This is a genomic window from Halotolerantifilum yawarlongkerapense, assembly GCF_054506745.1.
Map to the genome: position 1 here is coordinate 1,787,695 of NZ_CP199719.1, position 23,440 is coordinate 1,811,134.

A 23,440-nucleotide genomic window follows, 5' to 3' on the forward strand; every position below is an offset into this window, starting at 1 on the left:
CCACACAAAGTGCGATATCATGTGGATAGCCGACAGAAACGGTCAAAAAAAAAAGATTTATGGATAACCTGTGGAGTGTTCGTGAACGATGGCGGTTTGTTCACGTCCTGTGTATAGAGTATACACAGGTAAAATCGCTAAAAATCAGTCAATTTAGGACCTTATCCACAAGTTTATTCACAAATATCTGCAAAATGTGGATATCTGGATGCTTTTGAGTTATCCACATGTGTATAATATCATATCAGAAAGGGGAATGATCTTCAATGAAAAACTAGAAGTTATCCACAAGCCGGCAGCTGCATGCACCTGTGGATAGAACGACAATTTTCTCGGTTGACATGGCGAAAACCAGCATGTATAATGATTTAGCGGAGTTTTTGTATGTAATAACATGATATAGATGAGTCCATAACGAGGAGGTGTCACGATGAAACAGACTTACCAGCCTAAGAAAAGACAACGTAAGAAAGAGCACGGCTTTCGAAAGCGCATGAAGACGAAGGCGGGACGCAACGTTCTGAAGAGAAGAAGAAGAAGAGGTAGAAAGAGTTTGACTGCTTAAGACCGCATGAATAAGGTGGTCTTTTTTTTCATCAATGCTGGCATTTGACTGGAGGTAACGCGTCATATGATCGAAAGTTTGAAGACAAGTCGAGAGTTTAATCGCGTGTACCGACATGGTAAGTCATATGCGAACCGACGATTGGTTATATACTTTCTGAAGAACAACCTCGGTTACCATCGATTGGGACTATCCGTCAGCAAGAAAATCGGAAATAGTGTGAAGCGAAATCGAATGAAGCGACTTATTAAAGAAGCTTTTCGTTTGAGAGTGAAGCAAGGACCGGTAGGATATGATATAATATTCATTGCTAGGGTAGCTAGTGTAGGGTCAACATATCACGATATCGAGAACTCGGTGAATCATCTACTGAAGAAACTGGAAGCCAGGTGAGAAAGATGAAGCGCGTGATTTTGAGCAGCTTGAATGTGTATCGAAAAGTTGTATCACCGCTGAAACCTCCAACTTGTAGATTTTATCCTACGTGTTCACAGTATGCTGTGGAGGCGGTGGAGAAATATGGGGCTGCAAAAGGGAGTTATCTAAGCGCCAAACGGGTTTTGAAGTGCCACCCCTTTCATCCGGGTGGGTACGATCCGGTTAAATAGGAGGATAACGATTTGATAGCAGGAACTTTGGGAAAACTACTCGGGTTGATTTTTAGCGTAGTGCATAGTTATGGATGGTCGATCGTGATCTTCACGATCATCGTGAAGGTACTGCTCATTCCTCTTTCGATATCTCAGGTCAAGAGTACGAAGGCGATGAGCGAGATCCAACCGAAAGTAAAAGAACTTCAAGAACGATACAAGAACGACAAGGAAACGCTCAACATAAAGACCATGGAGCTTTATAAGCAGCACAGTGTGAATCCATTGGGCGGATGCTTGCCCTTGTTGATCCAATTACCGATTCTTTTCGGTCTTTTTGCCGTTCTCAGGGAACCAGCTACCCACGTTTTCGGTGGCAATGAAGCGCTCGCCAATGCCGCGACCGGGGTGCAGTTCTTATGGATGAAAAATCTAGCCGAGCCGGACCTGCTTTCTAACGTTTTCTCCAGTGGCCCCGCTTGGTTGTTGACTTTGCCAGGAATCTTGCCCTTTGTTTCGGCGGCGAGTACGTATGTTCAGATGAATTTCATGAACACGAATCCCGCAGCAGCAAATTCTCAAATGAAAGTGATGAACACGGTTATGCCGGTCCTCATCCTTGTGTGGGGCCGCACCTTTGCAGCGGGCCTACTGATCTATTGGACGGTCAGTAACTTTTTCCAATTGGCCCAGCAAGCAGTGATCATGAAGCTGGCCAAGGAGGATGAGTGATGCTAGAGAAAAAAGAAGTCGTCAAAAGTTCTCGTACGATTGAAGAAGCCGTCAAGTTAGCCTTGATCGAACTTGGGACCAGTGAGAACCAAGTAGATGTTGAGGTGATCGAAGAACCGACGAAAGGTCTCTTCGGATTGATCGGCGCCAAAGATGCAACCGTTCGCGTCTCCATCAAGGATGATCCGCTTGAGATTGCAGAAATTTTTCTACAAGATATTTTTCGTGAAATGAAGATGAACGTTCGCGTAGAAGCGAAACTTGATGACGAACAATTATCCATCAATTTAAGCGGGGATAAAATGGCGATCTTGATCGGTCGGCGTGGCACGACTCTCGATGCACTGCAGTATCTCGTGAGTCTAGCTGTAAACAAAGACCGAAAAGAGTACATCCGAGTATTCATGGACACAGAAAACTATCGCGAGAAGCGTGAGAAGACGCTCATGAATTTGGCGAAGAAGTTAGCTCGGAAGGCGAAAAAAACACGTAAGGACATTGTTCTCGAACCAATGAATCCATACGAACGGAGAATTATCCACTCTACCCTGCAGGGTGATCCTCACGTGAGCACCCGTAGTGAGGGAGAGGAACCTTACCGAAAAGTCGTCATCTCTTTAAACAAAAAGTAAGCCCAAGACCCAGTACGCAAGTGACTGGGTTTGATTTTTTTGAGGAGGAATGAGGATATGTACGAAGATACCATTGCAGCGGTTGCGACGGCCATTGGTGAAGCGGCCATTGGCATCATCCGGATCAGCGGACCCGAGGCATTCGATGTGCTCGGGGCAATCTTCGTGCCCAGTAAAGATGCACCCCTCGACCATTTTGGAAATCGGGAGATGATCTACGGGCATATTGTCGATCGTGAGAAAACAATCGATGAAGTGTATGCCGTGCGTATGGCAGGGCCTGCTACCTACACACGTGAGGATATCGTGGAAATCCATTGCCACGGGGGACACCTGGCCATACAACGTCTCCTTTCTTTGATTTTGACAAAAGGGGCCCGTCTAGCCGAACCCGGTGAGTTCACCAAAAGGGCTTTTTTAAATGGCCGACTGGATCTTGTTCAGGCGGAAGCCGTGATGGATTTGATCAGAGCCAAGACCACGAAGGGTTTTGATGTAGCGATGGACCAACTAGAAGGCGATCTATCGGACCGAATCCACCGATTGCGGGAATCTTACTTGACGCTCATCGCTAATCTTCAAGTGAGCATCGATTATCCTGAAGAAGACATAGAGGAAATAACCTACGCCGAGCTGGTCGAAGGAATGGACGCGATAGCAAAAGAGCTAGATCATCTCATTCAGTCTGGAGAAACGGGTAAAATCATCAGGGACGGCTTAAAGACGGCCATCGTGGGAAAGCCCAACGTAGGGAAATCTTCTCTGTTGAATGCACTTTTGAAAGAAGCCCGCGCTATTGTTACCAGTATTCCTGGGACTACGCGAGATGTCATTGAAGAGTATTTGAATATTAAAGGTGTACCTGTTCGAATCATCGATACAGCTGGTATTCGTGAGACGGAAGACACCGTGGAGCGAATGGGTGTGGAGAGGAGCAAGCGCATTTTTAACGAAGCAGACCTCGTGATTCTCGTGCTCAATGCGTCAGAACCCATGGACGAAGAGGATCGTCAGATTATCGATTTGATGCACGGTCGCAAGGGTATCGTCGTGGTGAACAAGACGGACCTTGGTGAGAAGATTGATTTCGAACTGATCGCCTCGCGGTTGGGTGATCATCCGCTTATCAAAACATCCCTCACACAGGCTGTTGGCATTGAAGAGGTTGAAGAGGCCATTGCCCGTGAGGTCTATGGTGGATTGGAATGGCAATCGGGAGATACCTTTGTGACAAGTGCCCGACAAATGAGTGCGCTGATCAGAGCCAAAGATCATCTTGGGACCGCGAAAGCAGGAGCTGAAACTAACGTTCCCTATGATCTTATCGAGATTGATCTGAAAGAGAGTTTGTCAGCATTAGGGGAAGTATCCGGTGATACGGTGGCAGAAGATCTACTAGAAACGATCTTCAGTAAGTTCTGCCTGGGCAAATGATTGCAAGAAGAATACAGGAGATGAGGTATAATGGAAAATTTTCATGCCGGTGCTTATGATGTGATCGTGATCGGTGCGGGTCATGCTGGCGTAGAAGCAGGATTAGCATCGGCACGACTCGGCAAGCGTACACTGATGTTGTCTATCAATTTGGATAGTCTCGCGATGATGCCCTGTAATCCATCCATCGGCGGAACGGGCAAAGGACATCTGGTTCGTGAGATCGATGCTCTGGGTGGCGAGATGGGATTGGCCATCGATAAGGCGACACTGCAGACAAAAATGCTCAATAGTTCCAAGGGTCCGGCGGTTCACTCCTTGAGGGCCCAAGCGGATAAGACGGTCTATCACATTGAAATGAAGAAGGTTGTTGAGAACCAGATCAACTTGGATCTCATGCAGGCTGAAGCTACGGAGCTCATCATTGAAGAGGGGCGCGTCGGGGGTGTGGTCACGGCACTTGGTGCTCGGTATGATGCCAAGGCAGTGATTCTTGCCACCGGTACCTATCTGGGTGGAAAGATTTTCATAGGCTCCTCGGTGTTCAAAAGTGGTCCTAACGGCTTGGCCGCTTCGCAGAAGCTCACGGAAAACTTGAGAGACCAGGGCATACTTATGAGACGTTTTAAAACAGGAACGCCTGCAAGAATTAACAAACGTACACTGAACACCGATGCAATGGTCATCCAATGGGGAGATGAAGAACGGATCCCCTTCAGTTTTATGAATGACCAGCTGCTATTTGAAGAACTCCCCTGTTACTTGAGTTATACGAACGAAACCACGCATGGCGTGATCTTGGAGAACATTTCGCGTTCCGCTATGTACAGTGGAGAGATCGAAGGGACGGGACCGCGTTATTGTCCGTCCATCGAGGATAAAATCACTCGTTTTGCCGATAAGAATCGTCACCAGTTGTTCATCGAGCCCGAGGGAAAAGATACGAATGAAATGTATGTCCAGGGAATGAGCACCTCCCTTCCATTGGACGTACAAGTTGAGTTCATGAGGACAATACCCGGGTTAGAAAAAGTTGAGGTCATGCGGCCTGCCTATGCCATAGAATACGACTGCATTGATCCCACAACACTTCAGTTGAGCTTAGAGGTAAAGAGTGTGGAAAATTTGTTTGCATGCGGTCAGTTCAACGGTAGCTCTGGCTATGAAGAAGCTGCAGCCCAAGGTTTGTTGGCTGGGATCAACGCTTCTAGAAAGTTAGATAGTCAGGAACCGCTGATTTTGGATCGCTCCCAGGGATACATTGGTGTGTTGATCGATGACCTCGTTACCAAGGGTACCAATGAACCGTACCGAATGATGACCTCTCGGGCGGAATACCGTCTTGTTCTTCGGCAGGACAATGCTGACCAGCGGTTGACACCTCTTGGTCGCCAGATGGGTCTGGTCTCCGAGGTGCGATACCAGCGTTATCTGAAGAAGATGGAACTGGTAGAAACTGAACGGAAACGCCTCGAGGAAACAATGGTAAAGCCCGCAACTTTCGAACAGATTACCGATCATCTGGGGAGTGCATCGATTCATTCCTCTCAGAGTCTTGCTCAGTTGTTGAAGAGAACAGAGTTGGATTATGTAAATTTGTCCCCTGTTGATCCAGAACGTCCTGTTCTTCCTGTGGAAGTCTGGAGACAGTGTGAAATTGAAATTAAGTACGAAGGTTACATCGATAAGCAGAATGCTCAGATTAAGAAGTTTAAATCACTTGAGAAGAAAGTATTACCAGGGGATATCGATTATCATTTGATAGATGGTCTGAGAATCGAGGCGAAGCAAAAGTTGTCGGCAATCCGACCCGAGAACATCGGACAGGCATCTCGCATATCCGGTGTTTCACCAGCTGACATCTCGGTGCTCATGGTTGCGCTGGAGCAAAGAAGGAGGCGGGAGAATGTCTAAAGTACTCCTGAAAGGAACAGAAACGCTAGACATTCAGTTGACGGACCAACAGATCCAGCAGTTCGATCTGTATCGTCTACTACTCCAAGAGTGGAACGAGCGAATGAATCTGACGGCCATCACGGAGGATGAGGCAATCGAGCGAAGACATTTTCTCGATTCGCTCTCTTTATATGAAGGCGAGTACTTCGATGGGAAGCGAGTCATCGATATTGGTACGGGTGCCGGGTTTCCCGCATTACCGATCAAGATCGTATCCCCTGGCATGCGGATCACTCTCCTCGATTCACTGCGCAAACGTATTGATTTTCTAGATGCGGTTATTCACTCACTGGCTCTTGAAAAATGTGATGCTGTTCATGAGCGGGCAGAAATTTTGGCATGCTCGAAGACTCACCGTGAAAAGTATGATACTGCCATGGCCAGGGCAGTCGCTCCATTGAATGTGCTCGTGGAGTATGCACTTCCCTTTCTCAAGGTAGGGGGTGTCTTTCTCGCCTTAAAGAGCCAGCAGACAGATGATGAGATACAAGAGGCGAAGAAAGCAATTGCCACATTAGGTGGAGAGTTGGTCGAGATCAGAGAAAAAAAGGTGCCAGATTCTGAAATGATCAATCGACTGATCATCATACGAAAGGTCAAACCCACACCAAAAAAATATCCACGTAAAGCGGGAACACCATCCAAACAACCGATTTGCTAAAAGGGGGGAGAGACCATGACAGGACAAGATGAACGACGGATCGAACAAATCTCAGTGGATACGATCAAACCGAATCCTTACCAACCCCGGGGACAATTCGACTTGGAATCTCTAGAAGAACTAGCAGCCTCAATTTCCCACTATGGCTTGATTCAGCCGATCACGGTACGAGAGGTCGATGGACACTTCGAGTTGATTGCTGGTGAACGTCGGTTCAGAGCCTCTAAGTTACTGGGTTTAAAGGAAATTCCGGCGATCGTCATGCGATCAGACCACAGATCCTCCGCAATGATGGCACTAATCGAGAACGTGCAAAGACGCGATCTCAATTTTCTTGAAGTGGCAGAAGGTTACCAACGGTTACTGGAAATCCATGGGTTCACACAGCAGGAGCTTGCTGAGCGCGTAGGAAAAAGCCAGTCAACCATTTCCAATAAAATGCGATTACTGTCTCTCTCCCCTACGATCAGAGAAAACGTCATTGCTGCGAGACTAACCGAGCGACATACGCGGATCTTACTTTCGATCGAGGATGAAAAGGACCGTATGGGATTACTCGACCAAATGATTAGCAAGGGCCTTACAGTGCGTGAGGCTGAAAAGCTACTCGAGAATCGACAGAAGAACCGTAGAAAGCGCCAAAAAGTAACCTACAAAGTAAAACAATATAAGCTGCTTTCCAATACGGTGAAACAAGCGCTCGCCTTGATTCAGAAGACGGGGGTAGAGGCAGAATATATTGAAAGAGATGAAGACGACTATATTGATATGATCATCCGCGTGCCGAAAGACCTCATATGAGGTCCTTTTTTATTTCCCGGGAAATATTCGTAGTTGTCAATTATTTACATTAATTTGAGACCTGCAGAGGTTTGTTTTCGTGTATAATAAAATGGAAGAGGTGATCCAATGGGAAGAGTAATCGCGGTATTTAATCAAAAAGGTGGTGTGGGTAAAACGACCACCAATGTGAACTTGGCAGCTTATCTGGCTTCCTTCGGGAAAAAAGTACTTGTGATCGATATCGATCCCCAGGGGAACAGTACCTCGGGCCTCGGTATAGATAAAGTGACTCTCACACGTTCACTCTACGACCTACTGGTTGAGGGTGATTTGTTTGAGGAAGTGGTGATACGCGATGTGTTCCCTGGACTCGATGTGTTACCGTCTAGTGTGGAGTTATCGGGAGCTGAAATTGAATTGATCGACATGGAGAAACGGGAGTTCAAGCTTAAGTTTGGAATTGCCTCGCATCGTGATCAGTATGACTATGTATTTATCGATTGCCCCCCGTCATTGGGCTTGTTGACGATCAACGCAATCACCGCTGCGGATAGTGTGATCATACCCATTCAGTGTGAGTATTATGCCCTGGAAGGTGTTAGCCAACTGGTGAACACTTTTCAATTGATAAAGAATCACTTGAATCCACATCTAGAAATCGAGGGTGTGTTGATGAGTATGTTTGATGCGAGAACCAACCTATCAATTCAAGTGGTTGAAGAAGTGAAAAAGTATTTCAAGGATCAAGTCTTCCAGACCATGATCCCCAGAAACGTGAGACTTGCAGAAGCACCTAGTTACGGGACACCTATTCTGCATTATGATGAGAAAAGTAGGGGGGCTACAGCCTACCGTGATTTAGCAGTGGAAATGTTAGAGATGAGAGGTGAGACGATTGGCTAAAAAACGGGCACTCGGGAGGGGTTTGGGCGCACTGATTCCCACCGACGCAAGTGAACCCAAAGAGGGCGCTGTATCTAATCAGGCGATCGTAGCAAAGCAAGTACTACCGATTGATGAGATTATGCCCAATGAATCCCAACCAAGACGACGTTTTGAACCAGAGGCGCTCCAGGAACTCGCTGATTCCATTGTAAAACACGGATTGATCCAACCGATCGTTGTCCGTAGAAGAAATCAGTTCCACGAGATCGTCGCAGGTGAGAGGCGCTGGCGCGCTTCAAAAATGGCAGGTCTTAAAGAAGTGAGCGTCGTGGTGATGGACGTCGAAGATGACGTGCTGGCACAGTTGGCCCTCGTGGAAAACTTACAGCGCGAGGATCTCAACCCCGTGGAAGAGGCTTCTGCTTATAAGGCACTAACGGAGAAGCATGGGCTGAATCAAAGTGAAATTGCAGATTCTGTCGGAAAAAGCCGCAGTCACGTTGCGAATATGATTCGACTTCTGGGATTAGACCGGAAGACACTAGGCTGTTTAGCCTCAGGTCAGCTTACGACGGGGCATGCACGTACATTGCTAGGCGCTTCTGAGAATAGTCGTAGCAAATTGCTCGAGTGGGTGATTCAAGACCAACCGTCCGTGAGGGAACTCGAGAAGCGTTTAAAAATCCAGCAAAAAGGAGATAAGCCGAAGGAGCGTTCCCGCAAACCTTTGGAGGTCATCTCTTTCGAAGAGTCTCTAGCCTCTAGACTAGGCACAAAAGTAAAAATCAAGCATGATCAAGACAAGGGCAAGATCGAGATTAGTTACTTTGGAGTAGAAGATCTCAATCGTCTCCTGGAACTCTTGAAGGTGTAGAGGTGTTTCACGTGAAACATCTCTTTTTTTGTTTCACGTGAAACACTATGCATGCAATCTCAACAGGCATATGGAAGAAAGGTACACGAGCTGCAGAGATCATGATGTTTCACGTGAAACACTGTGTATGCAATCTCAACAGGTATTTAGAAGAACGGTACACGAGCTGGAGAGATCATGATGTTTCACGTGAAACACTATGCAGGCAATCTCAACATGTACTTAGAAGAACGGTATTACATGACCACAAGGGTAAGCACTTCAAAAAGGTTGTGGTGAAGGGTCATACAGCGTATAGAATCAAAGTTTTCGTTAGCAACACATGGGATTGGGTGTCACTCAAACGCAGAAGAATAGATATCAAATATCTAGAAAAACATATCTGCAATCATCCAGACGAAAGCAACAGTACTCTCCTAAGCGAATCAAGGAGGGACGTTTGTTTTAGCTTCAATTCAGTTTTGGGTTTGATACGAAGCTCAGTGACACGGACCACGAGAATCAACGCGTAGAAGCTGCTGATCTAGGCTCAACACCTCGGCGCTTTGTTCCGCAATGTGTGCAGTTGGCACTATCTATGACAGGTTTTTCACCAACCTATAAAAGGATAGAGACCGTCATCATCACATGCTTAACAAACCTAAGAAGAAGCAGGCCAAGGCGTAAGTATGATCAAAATAAAACCGAGGAGTTCACGAAAGTCGCGGATGCATATGTGACAGAAGAAGCTGATCTTCAACCTTGTGATGTCTCAGGCGCATAAAAATGGCATCAGGGTACAGATCATAAACCCAGCGTACATAAGAGCCCTCGCATTTGATGGTTCTGGGTCAGTGATACGAGAGAGCCAAAACCATGCGGTCTCCACCTTTCCGAATAAGAAAGTCTACAGTTCAGACCTAAAGGCTCCGTACAATACCGGGGCTCGCTATTTCATAGGAGAATACAGAAAAGCCCTGCCTGAGAAGGTATAGTTTCATGCGACGGCAAAAAGTTCCCTTACTTGGACAGAGAGTAGAAGGTGCTTTGTCCACATGAATAAGCTTGAATGTGGAGCTTACACTGCATGCAGTTTAGGTTTCTGAGTTCAAACCGTTTTTGAGGAAGAGTAATCTACGGGTCTAAAACCCATTAAGACGCCCTCACTTGAAGCGTTCCTACGAAAACGAAGTGATGGGGTTACTCACGAGACTTGGCATAGATCGCAGAAGAAGGTACAATAGAAGAAACCAATGGCAAATAAAGAACATTTGTTCATATTGATATAGCAAGGAGACATCCTATGAAGGCGAGAATCATTGTAAACCCTGTGGCTGGTCGAGGCAAGGGAAAAGCACTGCTACCGCTGGTGGAGACCAGACTAACAGAACTCGACATCTGCTACGATATCCAGATCAGTGATCATCCCGATGGAGTGACACAACTGGTCCGTGATAGTGAAGTCGATCTGATTGTAGCCATCGGCGGTGATGGTACATTTAGCGAAGTGGCAAGGGGGATGCGTTCCGACCAGGTTTTGTGTATGATCCCTTCAGGGACGGGTAACGATTATCTGCGAAATTTCGAGAGCGTCGATCCACAGTCCATTATCGCCTGTATCGAGAGCACACTTCCCTGTCATCTGGTAGACTACGGGATATTGTCAAACCGCCCCTTCCTCAATAGTCTCACGATGGGAATAGACGGCCAGATCATAAAAAGGACGCAGCGCTTGAAACGCCATCTCAACGGGAAGATCGCTTACTTCTTGAGCACCTTGATTGAAGTGTTGAGGCTCAGGTCCTACGGTATACGCTTGACGATCGACGGACAAGTCGTTGAGGAGGAAATGCTATTGGTCGCCATTGCAAACGGCCCATATATCGGCGGCGGAATGGCGATCGCACCTTCTGCTGACCTTACGGATGGAAGACTGCACGTGGTCATCATCAGAGCGATGACCCTAGCTCGCCTGCTCACAAGATTACCCTACCTTTTCAACGGTAGGATTCTAGACCTACCAGAGGTATCCTCTTATGCAGGCGAAAGCATTATGATTGAGCATACAGGAGAGCCGTTTCCTATTAGCGCGGATGGGACCTTCGTCCAAGAGTCTCCCGGTGTAGCAAGGATCGTCAAGAGACAGTTGCGCGTGCTGAATCGTACGAATATGAAATGGAGAGAAGAGTCAAATGATTGAGAGGGAAAGCCTGGCTAGAGCGCGGGCCTTATATCGTCAAACAGGACAACTGAAGAAGCATCTGCTAAGGGAGGATATCGCTTACTCGTGGATCCGCAGTCAGGTATTCAATGTGAAAGAGGGGTCTCTTTCTCATGCTGTGGAATTCACTCACGAGGACCTCCTCAAACAGCTGATGGGTAGACTGAAGCTGCTTGAAGCTGACATCAACTTACCATTCTCCCTTTATCTCGTGGATGTAAACGGCCATGTATTCGGCACCTTCGAACATAATTCACCCTTTGAACTCAGCACGTTTCAAGAGTCAATCGTCGGTACCAACGGGGTTGCACTCTCCCTGCTGAAGGAAGAGCCGATTATCGTGAGCGGAGAAGAACACTATCTGCGCTATTTCGATGATCACCTTACGGTCGCCTTACCCCTTTACAAGAAAGAGCGTCTCCAGGGTGCTCTGGCGATTCTAGCGACGATTGACCAGCGCGACGAAGTGGCTTCTTGGATCGCGACGACGGATATCGAACGGGAATTGCTGCAATTGGATTTTTCAAAACAAGAAGAGTCGACGGGGTTCTTACATTCAGACCTTAGGGAAGCCATTTTGAAAATCAAAGACACACGGACTCCGATTTTTCTCCATAGAAGGCGTAGCATGGGGTTGAACAATCTCTTTCACTACATGATCGAGAGGATGCCACACCTGGTTCCCCCTCTTTACACTCTAGATTTTCAAAGGAAAAATACACGGGAAGCGCACGATGAGCTGGATGCGCTAAACGGACAGAAAGGCACCTTGATTCTTTATCATCCAGAGCTTTCACTGCGTTCTCAACAGAAGAAGTTACTAGCCATCATTAGCAGTAAACCTATTAACAACGAGGCATCTAAGCCTGAAAATAGCAAGGGATTGAGCCTGATTATGGTTTCGCATATGTCTCTGGAAGAACTGGGGAGCAAAAGGCTCCTTATGCCAGAACTATTGGAACGACTTGTATTTGCAAAGGTCGAAGTTGCAGATAAAATCTACGACGAGAGGCAGAATGGTAAACGTGTTAACAGCCTGCTTTCTCATTTTGATACAGAAAGACAAGAGCGACTACGTTATGTATACGAAACGGGTCTGATGGCCGAAGCGCACCGTTATGATGATCCGACGATTTTGAAATTACTCGACCTGATGACCTCCGATTACGAAGGGGTGACCTACACAGAAGCGAAGACGCGTTTACACGATGAAGTGGGTAAGCGCAAGAGCCTTGAATCCGTTGAAAAAGAGACGATTGTAGCGGTTCTCGAAGAAGTGGATTACCAGATGACCCTAGCGGCTGAATGGCTTGGCATCGGACGTAGCACGCTTTACCGCAAGATTAAGAAGTACCAGATCGAAACGCCCTGATGCGTTTCATTCTGATTATGATACAGTGTGCGGCACATGGGATAGAAAAAGAAGCGTATACCGCTTGTGTACTGTATTGAGGCTTTAACTGGTTAAAAGAATCTAGTATAATGAAGAAAATGCGTTAACATACATAAAAAGGGGGTGTGTCAATGCGTATGATCGGAGAGGTTGCGGATCTACTTGGTCTCGAGACAGTGAAGATCTTTGAAAAGATTATCTTGAACAAGAAGGTCATGGCTCCTTTCATTCAAAAGGATCGCGGCGTCACTTACATTAGCGATGAGGGAATCGAGCAGCTCAAGGTACTCTTTCATCTCATCGGCGAACCGAAGGACAGCGGGAAAGATGACGATCAGATGGAGGTGGGTGAGCACCACTTGCAAGAGGAGATACTTCTGTTGAAGGAAGAACTGGAGAAAAAGAAAAAGCGTGTGGACACCCTGGACGGAGAGATTGAACGCATGGATGAGATGATCGGGGTATACCTGACTGAACTATCGAGGTTACGGTAAGGATGTACAGGGTCATAGAAGCCGCCGACCAACTGGGTGTAAGTAAAGTCACGGTTTACAAAAAGATTCGCCAGATGAAGGATGAACTCGGGGACCATGTATTCAAGAGAAGTCGCATTACATACCTTGATGAGCAAGCCTTGGAATTGTTGCGCAAAAACATCTCGATGAGTAATTTCAAGAATCTTCCCTTCGATGCACTGGGCGATGCTTTTTTAAGAGACTATCTCTTGGAACTGCAGGCGCTCGACCATTTTCTGTCGAATCAAGTGGAAATCAAGGAGCTACAATTGGCAATCAAGAGGGAGCAACTGAGGACGATCAAGCATCTTCTGGAGAAACCAGGCAGAGGGTCGAACTGAAAACAGTGGAGAGTTAGAGGAGGTCATTAGGGTGGCTGCAAAGAAGAACTTATTTGAAAAGTTAGGATTGATCGAACAGGTACCTTCGGAGGAAGACAAGGTGGATTTTGTGGGTCAGGAGGACGAGGTACCCGAGCTAGAGCACATCCCCAACCTCACGATGGAGGAGAAAGCTGAGGAAGCAGCTCCAAAAGAAGAAGGAGGGGATGGAGCTTCGGTCGAAGCAAGCACGGCCAAACCCAGCGTTGCAAAAGAAGAACCGGAGGGCGAAGCATCTGAAGACATAAAGAAACGTTTGGATGAGCTCATCGGTAATTACGAAAAAAACCGGCTGATGACCATAGAGGAAATCTACCGAAACGCTAGATTGAGCAATGAGGCTAAGGGGACCATCTTCATGGCAGATGTGTACATGAAGACGCTACCGGAGAACTTGCCCGCTGATATCAAGAGAGAGTCGGTGCTCAACATCCTCAATGTCTCGAGCATTGACAAGGAAGACCTCTTGAACGATGCCTACCAAAGGATCGATAGCCTGAACAAAGTGCTCGAGAGCACCGTTCAGACAACGCAAGATATTACGAATAAGAATGAGGCGACCATTCGTGAACTCGAGCAGAGAATTCGCGATCTGCGTAAGGCAATCGACGACAGACATAAGTTCCAGGAAGATCAGAATACGCTCATTGAATACGAAATCCAGAGAATCATCAATATCGTTGATTTCATCAAACCTCAAGAATAGGGAGGATGAGCCACTTGTCCAACTATCGGTTGACGACGAGGGGAAAGATTGTGGTGACCCTTTTATTGGTGGTCATGGTCCTCGTCTCCTTCTCCTATCTCTCGAGAGAAAAAGAAGCGGTATCTGATGAGGAAGTTTCCGAAGACCAAATGCCGGGAAAACCCGCACCAGCACCCCAGTCTGTGCGTACCGAGTCACCACAGGTGGGGTCAATCGATCCGTCGGTCGGAAAAGTGACGGAGAAGACGCCGGTGCGTCAGGAGACGTCTCTACCTCCCTTCGAACAGAAGAAGATCCTTGTCTACTTCGGACCGGATAATGACGCGCTGAGAGATTCAGCCCAAGGAGAACTGTCGACCTTTATCGACGTCGCCGAGGAGACACCCTGGATGATTCGTGTGGATAGCCATATCAATGGCTATCCAGATTACAATGATTCGGAATTCGGGGAGTGGCTCTCGCGTGAACGCGGTCAAGTGGTGGCCCGGTTCCTGATCGCATCGGGCATCGACGAAGAGCGGCTGATTTTGTACTCCCACGGGAGCTCAGACCCGATTCACGACCGACCTGTCGCTGAAGAATTGGCTCGAAACCGTAGGGTAGAAATCCAATTTGTCTTTCAAACGGTTGACAAGACAGGCGAATAAGCTTAAAATACTGACTAGACTTCAGGTTGCACCCGTAGCTCAGCAGGATAGAGCAACCGCCTCCTAAGCGGTAGGTCGAAGGTTCGACTCCTTTCGGGTGCGCCACTTTTACTTAATAATGGATAAGGAGAAATCGGTGGATCAAATCTATATGGCTGAAGCCCTTCTAGAAGCTGAAAAAGCTTATCGTATCGGGGAAGTACCCATCGGTGCAGTCGTGGTGAAAGACGGCATGATCATCGGGAGAGGCCATAACCTGAGAGAAACCGGAAAGGATCCGACTGCGCATGCGGAGATCATTGCGATCAAAGAAGCCGCTAAAAATTTAGGTGGTTGGCGCTTGACCGGATGTGAAATATATGTTACCATTGAACCCTGCGTGATGTGTGCAGGCGCGATATACCAAGCGCGACTCGATCGCGTGGTAATCGGTGCCCTAGATCCCAAAGCTGGAGCCTGTCGATCGCTTTATGAAGTGTGCGAAGACCAGAGGCTCAATCACCAGGTGGCCGTTACGGTTGGAGTATTACAAGAGGAAAGCGCTCAATTGATGAGGTCTTTTTTTAAAGCATTACGTTCATGAGGAGAGGTGTCCGAGTTGGCTAAGGGGCACGCCTGGAAAGCGTGTAAGACCGCAAGGTCCCGCGGGTTCGAGTCCCGCCCTCTCCGCCATTTAGAAATTTTGCCGTGCTAGACGGGGAGGTAGCGGTGCCCTGTAACCTGCAATCCGCTATAGCAGGGTTGATGTCCATTAGCGAGATGCCTTGGTTAGGGTCTGACCCTGACACGTGGCGTTGAAGATTGGGTCCTACGCAACGGGAACTCCTGAACCCCGTCAGGTCCGGAAGGAAGCAGCGGTAAGGGAACCCTTCCGTGTGCCGTGGGGAAGCCTGGTCCGAGTTAACGATTAGGGTAACGCCTGGTCATCGGTCGCAATAATGGATGCACGGCATTCACAAGAATTCAAACGATCTGCAGCCCATCTGCAGGTCGTTTTTCTGTGTCTAGCATTTGCTGTGCATGTGGTATAATGCATTCAGCGAGGAATTTTTGAGGGTGTGGTGAAGCATGTTAACGGAAAAGAAAATCCAGTTGATATTCGGAGGGATCGCTATCGCGCTCCTGGGTTTCTTTTTGTTCACAGTCACGCTTTCTAACTATACACTATCAAAGAGCAACCTCATGATCAGTCGTACTGAAGAGGTGGAGAGCGAACTCATCATGGCGATCGACTGGTTTGACCACCGCGTGGAATCCTTTTACGATTTGTCAGAAGTATTCAGAGAATCCGTCGAAAACCGGGGATCAACACGGCTCCTTTTAGACGAATTAAAGAGGATGGATTCTTTTTTTCACACCGTTTTTTTTACCACGGTATCGGGTGAGAACATCATCACGGATGGACGCTCCATTCGGATCGATGGACGATCCCGCGAGTGGTACAAAGAGGCTGTCAACCGCGACATCTTTATCTCTAGCGTATACACCGATGCTCTGACAAAAGAGCGGGTCGTGACCATTTCCCGGGCAATACTCTCTCCAGCTGGTGAAATGTTGGGCGTGCTCGGAGTGGATATCACCTTGGATCAGATGAAACGTTCACTCAAGGGGCCAATCGACTTCGTATGGGTCGACGATCCTTCTTATCGCGATTCCATGGCCTCCAAACGTTATCCTTACCGAATGGTCCTCCAGCGAAGAGGTGGCCGCGATACCCTGGCCCTCACCTTTGAACAGGCACTTCAGATTCTTTTCAACCTTGTGCTCTTTGTGCTGATCATAAGGTGGTTCTTGCGGTTTCACCGAGGGTCAGTGGGGATTGAGAGCACTTGGAAAGAGCGGTTTGGAGATGAAGTGAGCAGCTTGCTAGCAGGTCAGAAGATTGAACTCACCCGATTGACCTATCGGGAAGACCATCTCTTCGAGACGCTCGAGAACAAAGCGGCCGAAGGGCAGCGGATAAGACAGAAGCTCAAGAGCTCCAGAGCGAAGGTCCACGATGAGAAGAATTTCTACCATCGGATTGCTGACGGCATGCCAGATTTTCTATGGTTGATGGATCCTGAGGGTAGAATTCTCCTGGCCAATGATAAAATGAAGGCATTCTTAGCAATTGATGAAGGCGAGAGCGCTTCGATCAGAGATGTTTTTCCCGATTTCCGGCAAGACCCGGGGATCATCGAGCGCGTGCTCCTTTCGCGCGATCACAATCAACTGGAAATGGAGATGGAGAATCGAAAGACCGGAGAAAAAAGGATCGTCAGCACCAAAACGGTCAGATTGTTCGAAGGGGACGAAATGAAATCGGTCCATGGATTATCACGTGATATTTCTGAAGAAAAGAAATTGTACGATTCCTATCATGAGAGTATTCGTGAGCTCTCGATCATCCAAGAGCTGACACAGCTATTAAGCGGTACACGCATGAAAGATGTCATTGATCAGATCACGGCAAAAATGATGGCTCTCCTTCCGATAGAAGGGGTGAGCATCCGGTTGAACGATGGTGAGGGCCGATTGATGTTGGCCGGTTTCTCGACAGCTCGGTACGATCTGTTGTACGCTCCCGTTATCGATGACAAGACGAGTCACCTCGCCCTGTGCTTTCGAGAGAACCGGACGCTCATTTTGAATGAAGTGGCAGACCTCATCTTCGAAGAAGAGGCATTATCCGCACCGATGGCAGAGGGGAAATCGTGGGGGTACTTTCCCCTCTCTGTTGGGAGTAAGGTCTTTGGTGTACTGTCGATCATGAATGCAGGGTCCATCGGGGAAGAACAAACGCATCTGATGACACTCGTATCTCAAAACATCTCGGTGATTATTGAGAAGATGCTCGTCTATGAGCAGTTAAAAAAGAATTTTCTCAATACGGTCGAGGCCCTTGCCATCGCTCTTGAAAAAAAGACCCGCGCCCCACTGGGTCATGCAAAGCGTGTGGCGGATTTGGCTCGATTGATCGGTGAAAGTCTGAATTTGAAGGACCAGGAGATCGAGAACATCTATATTGCCGGTTTGTTGCACCAAATCGGAAAATTCAAGTGGAGCGATGATGCATTGGCGGACCCGGATGCTCAATTTGACTATATCCAGTCGAGTCAGGAAATCGCCCGGGAGATCGGATTGTCCGGCCAGATTTGTGATGCCATCGGACTGCAGAATCATCCTGTGGATGCAGTCGATCGCTCGGAGGCGGTACCCATTGAAGCGAATATCTTGAGGATTGCGATCGATTTTGATCGAGGACTCGAGAGTGGCGGTTCCTGGGAGACCACCTTTCGTGACCTAGATCCCAGTCGCTACTACAGGGAAGTGAGAAACGCCCTCTCTGCCCTGTTGAGTCGTGAGGCGGAGGCACTCCGGCGAATTTACGATGAGAAGGGTGATGTCCGATGACAAGGAAGAAATTCTTCACGCGTTTTTGGCCGGTTCTTCTTCTGCTCATCATCATCTATTTTGTACTTGCCTTCCGCTCACAATGGGTGAGGGATGAACAGGCGGCGCTGACGCGCACCTATCATCTGGAGCAAAAACAGCGTGTGTCACGCGAACTCGACCGGCTCATGTGGGCTTTGGATGACTATTTCAACAAGATCTATCGGCGGGATCAATACGGCATCCCGAACCTTAGAACAGAGTTAGAAGTTGTCAGCCTGTCGCGGTCCCTCGCGCCAGAAGCCGCTGGGGAAGAAGACTTTGTGGTCACACAGGTGCAGGGAAATCGGATTACTGTCGAAAAGCTCCTGACCCCTTGGCATTACCAAGTGGTTGTCGAGGTCGACCGTGAGTTGTTGTCCACCAAGATACAGGGAGCTGTTCTGTACAACGAGAACCATCCGCCGGTCTACAGCGGATACTACAGTGATGCCTATCAAGCGGTGCATGACCTGGATGTAGGGTTCCTATCGGAAGGCGAGAGGCTGTTCACCCGTTATACCCACGGTAAGATGGCGGGAGAAATGATCCTCGCGCTGGACATGAAGGAATTGGAGAAATACCTAGACCTACATACAAGAAGGTACGACCGAGCAGCGCTGATTTTCTTTCTGTTCGCGGTCGTAGCGCTTACAGCCATCAAAAGGAAGTGGAGGACCCCCCTAGAGGCCTTCGAAGAAGGTATAGTCGGGTTAGAGGCCAGGGGAGATTTGCACTTGTTCGATCTACCCGTTTCAGAATCTACACAGGTAGAAAAAGCAATGACTCACCTGCGCAGGGAGTGGTGTGAGACAGTCGGTGAACGGAATGCAAAAACGGCTAGGCTGAAGTATCTTGAACAGCAGAGAATCCGACAGGAAAGTTCACTACTTGCAATGGAAAAGAAACTGATCCGTTCGCTTGAAGAACTCGCACAGATCAAGAATAGAAATGAACAACTGATCGGTCATATTGAAGACCTACTGTGGATCATCGATTCCAAGGGAACCCTCACCTATGTGAACGATGCCGCTCTTCACTTGCTCGATCGATCACCCAAGGAATTGATCGGTGCGTCGTGGGACGAATTGCTCTATCTGACGGAAGAGACGCGAGCATCGCTCCATGCGGGTCCTCTTTCGAACCACCGGATGCGCTTCATTTCGAAGAAAGGGCATATTGAGCAGATGATGACGACCACTATCCTCCTCACAGAGGGTGGGGAGACCTACGTCCAGGGAATCAGCCGACCGGTCTTTCGAAGCCGGGCGATCAGTGATATGCTGGATAAGAAGAAACTGGAACTGCATATGCTGGGTCAAATCAACAGTTCTCTTATCAACCAGTGGACGCTATCAGAGTTGCTCGATAGCGTCGTGGAGCGATTGGAACAACTCTATTCTGTTGAAATCTGTACCATTCGCTTGTTACATGAAGAGGATGACGCCCTGCGATTGAAGGCGAAGTCAGGTCGCTTGAAGGACCATATCATTGAGGGCATGCTCCCGCTCGAGGGCGAGGTACTACAGACGTGCTTGCGAGAGAATCGGATGATCCACATCAGACGATTCCAGATGGGCATGATCCATGCTTACGATGACAAACCGGTGGCCTTCTTGAGCGATCCGGAGGGCGTCTTTATTCCCCTTGAGAACGAAGGACGGATTATCGGACTCCTCACCTTGGTCGTGGATGATCAACTGAGCGAGGAGAATCTCGAGATTTTCAAGACCTTCGGCTTACAAGTATCGCTGGCCATCGAGCGGACGCGTACCTATGAAAAGCTCAAGGAAGAGTATTTCAACACCCTAGAGGTGATGATCGCCGCGATCGAGGCCAAGGACGAGTATACAAAGGGACATTCGCGACGCGTGGCAAGGGTGGCAAGCCTACTGGCGAAAGCACTCCATTACACGGATGAGCATATTGAGATGGTCGAGACCGCTGGACTTCTCCACGATATCGGGAAAATCGGGGTACCCGATGCCGTGCTCACGAAAAAAGGGAAACTGGAAGCTGAAGAGTACGAACTGATGAAACAGCATCCGCTCCTAGGAGAAGATATCTTGGCGCCGATCGGATTACCCGAGCGGGTGATCGACGGTATTCGTTATCACCACAAGCGGTTTGACGGCACAGGATATCCGGAAGAGCGGGAAATCGATAGCCTCGATCCGATCAGTGAGATTATCGGTGTGGCCGATGCTTTCGACGCGATGACGAGCAGGCGGTCCTACACAAAGAATCGAAGTATCACGGAGGCTTTGGAAGAACTCAAGAAGTATGCCGGAAGTCAGTTTTCACCCCGTGTCGTGACCGCGATGGTTGAACTGATCAATCAGAACATATCGGAGATAAAGAAGGCCATGGAGGATGAGGACTGAGTATGAACAATGAAAAGGTAGCACTCTATAGACAGTGGAGACCGAAGACGTTCGACGAAATCGTCGGGCAACAGCGTGTGGTCGAAAATCTCAAGCATCAGGTGATGGAGGGGTCCATCAACCACGCCTACCTCTTCTCGGGTATCCGGGGAACGGGGAAGACGACCACGGCCAAAGTGCTGAGCCGGGCGATCAATTGCCTGGATCCTCAAGAAGGAAATCCGTGTAATCGTTGCGAAATATGCACAGGCATCCTGGGAGAAAGTCTCATGGATGTGATCGAGATGGATGCGGCATCTCACAACAGTGTGGATGACATTCGCGAGCTAAAGGATCATGTGAACTATCCTCCGGCGCGAGCCAGGTACAAAGTGTACATCATCGATGAGGTGCACATGCTGTCGAAAGGCGCATTCAACGCTCTGCTCAAAACACTGGAGGAACCACCGGCCCACGCCATCTTTATGTTGGCCACAACAGAGCCGGAAAAAATCCCCGACACCATTCGATCCCGTTGTCAGATCTACTCGCTCAAGCGCGTGGGCCCAATGGCCATCAAGCATCGTCTGCAAATCATTTGCGATGGCATGGGGGTGGAGGCCGAGGAGAAAGCGCTGTACACCTTGATCGAAAAAACCGAGGGATCCGTCCGCGATGCCATCGGATTGCTAGACATGGTGCTCACGGGTTCGAGCGACAGTCTGACGGAAGACCAGGTGGTAGAGGTTCTCGGCCTGGCACCCACTCGTTACTACTACGAGATGACCGGCGCGCTTTACCAGGGGAAAGAAGCGGTTCTCTTTCGGAAGATCGATGAGCTTTACACCAGCGGTCGCAATCTCCAGTCCTTCATCGAAGGGTGGATGGGATTTCTTAGAAATCTTCTGATGACGGGACTCGACGATCGGCTCGATGAGCTGGTCATCGCTTCAGCTGAAGAACACGAAAAGATGCGGACCTTCCAGTCGGACATGTCCAGGACTTTTCTCTTGAGGCTCATGGAAACACTGGCCGATCTGGCCCAGAGACTGCGCTATGCATCTCACGAACGTATACTCATTGAAGCCGCGATCATGAAGCTGGCCATGTTGCCAAAGGGCCAGGACCTATCCACATTGGTCGAGCGGATCGATCGCCTGGAACGGCGTGAACCGATGGCGCCTGCGCAGGAGGCTAGACCCCTTCCACTGGAAGGGAAAGTACCGGAGGAGACGGTAAAGCAGGAGAGCGACCAGCTGAGTGCGGCGACCACAGGCGGTGAACCCGAGGGTTCACCAGAAGTCGAAACGGTAGAAGTCGAAAGGGTCTCAACGGTAGATCCGGCGCTCTGGGGACAATTGCTAGATCGTGTCCAAAGTGAAAACAACTCGGTCTTCACCCTCATTATGGAAGCAGAACCCATTAGTTTGGAGAAGGGTACGCTTGTGATCGGGTTTTATGATTTCGCTCGCTTCCAATACAACATGATGCTGGCGGAGACCAATCAGAATGCATTGATACGATTGGGAAGGGCCGTGATCGGCAACCTCCAGCAGATCAAGCCGATCATTATCAAGGAAAAGCCGAAGAAAAAGGATCTCGAATCGGATGTGAAGCGTTACTTCGAGGGCTTTGAGGACAAGCTTTCCATCGAAGACTAGCTCGTGTATAATAAATGCTAGAAGAAAATAAAGGAGGAAAAATCAAATGGCTAAAAGGAATAAGATGCCTGGCAACATGAACAACATGATGAAACAGGTACAGAAAATGCAGCGTGATATGGAGGTAAAGCAAAAGGAGATCGAGAGCTCAACCTTTGAAGCGACCGCTGGTGGCGGTGCGATCACTGTTGAGGTGAGCGGCAAGAAAGAAGTGCTGAACATCAAGCTCGATGAAGACATTGTGGATCCCGATGACATCGAAATGCTACAGGATCTGATCGTGGCTGCAGTCAACGAAGCCCTGCGCCAAGCCGATGAAACCATGGCCAAGGAAATGGGTCAATTCACCGGAGGACTCAATATCCCCGGGCTGATGTAATGAGCACATCCTTCATCGAGCCGATCGCCCGGTTGATCGAAGCGTTCTCCAGCCTGCCCGGAATCGGGAGGAAGACCGCCCAACGATTGGCCTTTCACGTGATCAGCATGGATGATGACCAAGCGGTCGCCTTATCCGAAGCGATCATTAGAGCCAAGAAAGAGATCAAGCGGTGCTCCCGCTGTTTCAACATCACCGATCAAGACCCTTGTTCCATCTGTTCGGATCACCGGAGGGATGTACGGTCGATCTGTGTTGTGGAAGATCCGAAGGATCTTCTCGCGGTTGAGAAGACGGAAACCTACAACGGTCTTTATCACGTGCTCGATGGCGTGATCAGTCCGATCGACGGACGCGGACCGGAGGATGTTCATATCCGTGAACTCGTCATACGCCTTCAAACGGAGCCGGTGGATGAGATTATTCTGGCCACGAACCCTACGATCGAAGGAGAGGCGACCGCGATGTACATCGGACGTCTGTTGAAAAACACCGATCTAAGGGTCACGCGACTCGCCCATGGTATACCAGTGGGTGGGGGACTTGAATATGCAGATGAGATGACCGTCGCCAAGGCTTTGGAAGGACGACGGGATCTTTGATCTGAAGAGACTCACCCTAAGGGTGGGTTTTTTCTTTGCTTGTGATTTGACATATATTTACATATGTA

Annotated in this window: 23 protein-coding genes, 2 tRNA genes and 1 other RNA gene; all 26 read left to right on the forward strand. The window is 48.6% G+C overall.

Features of this window, described 5'->3' with window-relative positions:
- Window positions 1-430 precede the first annotated feature (430 nt).
- A complete protein-coding gene (gene rpmH, locus ACULM0_RS08705) occupies window positions 431-565 on the forward strand; it encodes a 50S ribosomal protein L34 (protein WP_463677160.1) in 135 nt (44 codons plus the stop codon).
- A 66-nt stretch (window positions 566-631) separates the two neighbouring features.
- Entirely contained in the window at window positions 632-958 is a 327-nt protein-coding gene (rnpA, locus tag ACULM0_RS08710) for a ribonuclease P protein component (protein WP_463677161.1), read from the forward strand.
- A gap of 5 nt (window positions 959-963) precedes the next feature.
- Entirely contained in the window at window positions 964-1,173 is a 210-nt protein-coding gene (yidD, locus tag ACULM0_RS08715; protein WP_463677162.1) for a membrane protein insertion efficiency factor YidD, read from the forward strand.
- Between the two features lie 12 nt (window positions 1,174-1,185).
- Window positions 1,186-1,887 carry a YidC/Oxa1 family membrane protein insertase gene (locus ACULM0_RS08720; protein WP_463677163.1) on the forward strand — a complete coding sequence of 234 codons (702 nt, stop codon included), beginning with the start codon at window positions 1,186-1,188 and terminating at the stop codon, window positions 1,885-1,887.
- The gene (gene jag / locus ACULM0_RS08725; protein ID WP_463677164.1) at window positions 1,887-2,519 is read left to right on the forward strand and encodes an RNA-binding cell elongation regulator Jag/EloR; all 633 of its coding nucleotides are present in this window, start codon (window positions 1,887-1,889) and stop codon (window positions 2,517-2,519) included. The genes ACULM0_RS08720 and jag overlap by 1 nt, the downstream gene beginning before the upstream one ends.
- 57 nt (window positions 2,520-2,576) lie before the next feature.
- Window positions 2,577-3,953 carry a tRNA uridine-5-carboxymethylaminomethyl(34) synthesis GTPase MnmE gene (gene mnmE, locus ACULM0_RS08730; protein WP_463677165.1) on the forward strand — a complete coding sequence of 459 codons (1,377 nt, stop codon included), beginning with the start codon at window positions 2,577-2,579 and terminating at the stop codon, window positions 3,951-3,953.
- A 30-nt stretch (window positions 3,954-3,983) separates the two neighbouring features.
- A complete protein-coding gene (gene mnmG, locus ACULM0_RS08735) occupies window positions 3,984-5,867 on the forward strand; it encodes a tRNA uridine-5-carboxymethylaminomethyl(34) synthesis enzyme MnmG (protein ID WP_463677166.1) in 1,884 nt (627 codons plus the stop codon).
- Window positions 5,860-6,570, forward strand: a complete 711-nt coding sequence (gene rsmG / locus ACULM0_RS08740) for a 16S rRNA (guanine(527)-N(7))-methyltransferase RsmG (protein WP_463677167.1) — start codon at window positions 5,860-5,862, stop codon at window positions 6,568-6,570. Before mnmG ends, rsmG begins: the two co-directional genes overlap by 8 nt.
- A 15-nt stretch (window positions 6,571-6,585) precedes the next feature.
- Window positions 6,586-7,371: a ParB/RepB/Spo0J family partition protein gene (locus ACULM0_RS08745; RefSeq protein WP_463677168.1), complete on the forward strand. Its 786-nt coding sequence runs from the start codon at window positions 6,586-6,588 to the stop codon at window positions 7,369-7,371.
- A 108-nt stretch (window positions 7,372-7,479) separates the two neighbouring features.
- Entirely contained in the window at window positions 7,480-8,256 is a 777-nt protein-coding gene (locus ACULM0_RS08750) for a ParA family protein (protein ID WP_463677169.1), read from the forward strand.
- Complete coding sequence (locus ACULM0_RS08755) at window positions 8,249-9,112, forward strand: ParB/RepB/Spo0J family partition protein (protein WP_463677170.1); 864 nt, start codon at window positions 8,249-8,251, stop codon at window positions 9,110-9,112. Before ACULM0_RS08750 ends, ACULM0_RS08755 begins: the two co-directional genes overlap by 8 nt.
- A gap of 1,282 nt (window positions 9,113-10,394) precedes the next feature.
- Window positions 10,395-11,291 carry a diacylglycerol/lipid kinase family protein gene (locus ACULM0_RS08760; RefSeq protein ID WP_463677171.1) on the forward strand — a complete coding sequence of 299 codons (897 nt, stop codon included), beginning with the start codon at window positions 10,395-10,397 and terminating at the stop codon, window positions 11,289-11,291.
- Window positions 11,284-12,684, forward strand: coding sequence for a helix-turn-helix domain-containing protein (locus tag ACULM0_RS08765; protein ID WP_463677172.1), 1,401 nt, complete (start codon window positions 11,284-11,286; stop codon window positions 12,682-12,684). Before ACULM0_RS08760 ends, ACULM0_RS08765 begins: the two co-directional genes overlap by 8 nt.
- A 152-nt stretch (window positions 12,685-12,836) precedes the next feature.
- Entirely contained in the window at window positions 12,837-13,199 is a 363-nt protein-coding gene (locus ACULM0_RS08770) for a hypothetical protein (protein ID WP_463677173.1), read from the forward strand.
- A 2-nt stretch (window positions 13,200-13,201) separates the two neighbouring features.
- Window positions 13,202-13,561 (forward strand): hypothetical protein, encoded by a 360-nt coding sequence (locus ACULM0_RS08775; RefSeq protein WP_463677174.1) that lies wholly within the window; start codon window positions 13,202-13,204, stop codon window positions 13,559-13,561.
- A 31-nt stretch (window positions 13,562-13,592) separates the two neighbouring features.
- A complete protein-coding gene (locus ACULM0_RS08780) occupies window positions 13,593-14,306 on the forward strand; it encodes a hypothetical protein (RefSeq protein WP_463677175.1) in 714 nt (237 codons plus the stop codon).
- Window positions 14,307-14,320: 14 nt separating this feature from the next.
- A complete protein-coding gene (locus ACULM0_RS08785) occupies window positions 14,321-14,953 on the forward strand; it encodes an OmpA family protein (protein ID WP_463677176.1) in 633 nt (210 codons plus the stop codon).
- A gap of 28 nt (window positions 14,954-14,981) precedes the next feature.
- Window positions 14,982-15,058, forward strand: a tRNA-Arg gene (locus ACULM0_RS08790).
- A gap of 31 nt (window positions 15,059-15,089) precedes the next feature.
- Window positions 15,090-15,536 (forward strand): tRNA adenosine(34) deaminase TadA, encoded by a 447-nt coding sequence (gene tadA, locus ACULM0_RS08795; RefSeq protein WP_463677177.1) that lies wholly within the window; start codon window positions 15,090-15,092, stop codon window positions 15,534-15,536.
- Window positions 15,537-15,625 (forward strand) — tRNA-Ser (locus tag ACULM0_RS08800).
- Between the two features lie 13 nt (window positions 15,626-15,638).
- An RNA gene (ffs, locus tag ACULM0_RS08805) (signal recognition particle sRNA large type) lies at window positions 15,639-15,903 on the forward strand.
- A gap of 118 nt (window positions 15,904-16,021) precedes the next feature.
- The gene (locus ACULM0_RS08810; RefSeq protein WP_463677178.1) at window positions 16,022-18,349 is read left to right on the forward strand and encodes a cache domain-containing protein; all 2,328 of its coding nucleotides are present in this window, start codon (window positions 16,022-16,024) and stop codon (window positions 18,347-18,349) included.
- The gene (locus ACULM0_RS08815; RefSeq protein WP_463677179.1) at window positions 18,346-20,751 is read left to right on the forward strand and encodes an HD-GYP domain-containing protein; all 2,406 of its coding nucleotides are present in this window, start codon (window positions 18,346-18,348) and stop codon (window positions 20,749-20,751) included. The genes ACULM0_RS08810 and ACULM0_RS08815 overlap by 4 nt, the downstream gene beginning before the upstream one ends.
- A 2-nt stretch (window positions 20,752-20,753) precedes the next feature.
- Window positions 20,754-22,391, forward strand: a complete 1,638-nt coding sequence (gene dnaX / locus ACULM0_RS08820; RefSeq protein WP_463677180.1) for a DNA polymerase III subunit gamma/tau — start codon at window positions 20,754-20,756, stop codon at window positions 22,389-22,391.
- 46 nt (window positions 22,392-22,437) lie between these two features.
- Complete coding sequence (locus ACULM0_RS08825; protein WP_463677181.1) at window positions 22,438-22,770, forward strand: YbaB/EbfC family nucleoid-associated protein; 333 nt, start codon at window positions 22,438-22,440, stop codon at window positions 22,768-22,770.
- Window positions 22,770-23,372: a recombination mediator RecR gene (gene recR, locus ACULM0_RS08830; RefSeq protein WP_463677182.1), complete on the forward strand. Its 603-nt coding sequence runs from the start codon at window positions 22,770-22,772 to the stop codon at window positions 23,370-23,372. The genes ACULM0_RS08825 and recR overlap by 1 nt, the downstream gene beginning before the upstream one ends.
- Window positions 23,373-23,440: the final 68 nt, after the last annotated feature.

Coding starts and splice junctions, on each gene's coding strand:
- rpmH (WP_463677160.1), top strand. CDS start 431: ATGAAACAGACTTACCAGCCTAAGAAAAGACAACGTAAGAAAGAGCAC.
- rnpA (WP_463677161.1), top strand. CDS start 632: ATGATCGAAAGTTTGAAGACAAGTCGAGAGTTTAATCGCGTGTACCGA.
- yidD (WP_463677162.1), top strand. CDS start 964: ATGAAGCGCGTGATTTTGAGCAGCTTGAATGTGTATCGAAAAGTTGTA.
- jag (WP_463677164.1), top strand. CDS start 1,887: ATGCTAGAGAAAAAAGAAGTCGTCAAAAGTTCTCGTACGATTGAAGAA.
- mnmE (WP_463677165.1), top strand. CDS start 2,577: ATGTACGAAGATACCATTGCAGCGGTTGCGACGGCCATTGGTGAAGCG.
- mnmG (WP_463677166.1), top strand. CDS start 3,984: ATGGAAAATTTTCATGCCGGTGCTTATGATGTGATCGTGATCGGTGCG.
- rsmG (WP_463677167.1), top strand. CDS start 5,860: ATGTCTAAAGTACTCCTGAAAGGAACAGAAACGCTAGACATTCAGTTG.
- ACULM0_RS08745 (WP_463677168.1), top strand. CDS start 6,586: ATGACAGGACAAGATGAACGACGGATCGAACAAATCTCAGTGGATACG.
- ACULM0_RS08750 (WP_463677169.1), top strand. CDS start 7,480: ATGGGAAGAGTAATCGCGGTATTTAATCAAAAAGGTGGTGTGGGTAAA.
- ACULM0_RS08760 (WP_463677171.1), top strand. CDS start 10,395: ATGAAGGCGAGAATCATTGTAAACCCTGTGGCTGGTCGAGGCAAGGGA.
- ACULM0_RS08765 (WP_463677172.1), top strand. CDS start 11,284: ATGATTGAGAGGGAAAGCCTGGCTAGAGCGCGGGCCTTATATCGTCAA.
- ACULM0_RS08770 (WP_463677173.1), top strand. CDS start 12,837: ATGCGTATGATCGGAGAGGTTGCGGATCTACTTGGTCTCGAGACAGTG.
- ACULM0_RS08775 (WP_463677174.1), top strand. CDS start 13,202: ATGTACAGGGTCATAGAAGCCGCCGACCAACTGGGTGTAAGTAAAGTC.
- ACULM0_RS08810 (WP_463677178.1), top strand. CDS start 16,022: ATGTTAACGGAAAAGAAAATCCAGTTGATATTCGGAGGGATCGCTATC.
- ACULM0_RS08815 (WP_463677179.1), top strand. CDS start 18,346: ATGACAAGGAAGAAATTCTTCACGCGTTTTTGGCCGGTTCTTCTTCTG.
- dnaX (WP_463677180.1), top strand. CDS start 20,754: ATGAACAATGAAAAGGTAGCACTCTATAGACAGTGGAGACCGAAGACG.
- ACULM0_RS08825 (WP_463677181.1), top strand. CDS start 22,438: ATGGCTAAAAGGAATAAGATGCCTGGCAACATGAACAACATGATGAAA.
- recR (WP_463677182.1), top strand. CDS start 22,770: ATGAGCACATCCTTCATCGAGCCGATCGCCCGGTTGATCGAAGCGTTC.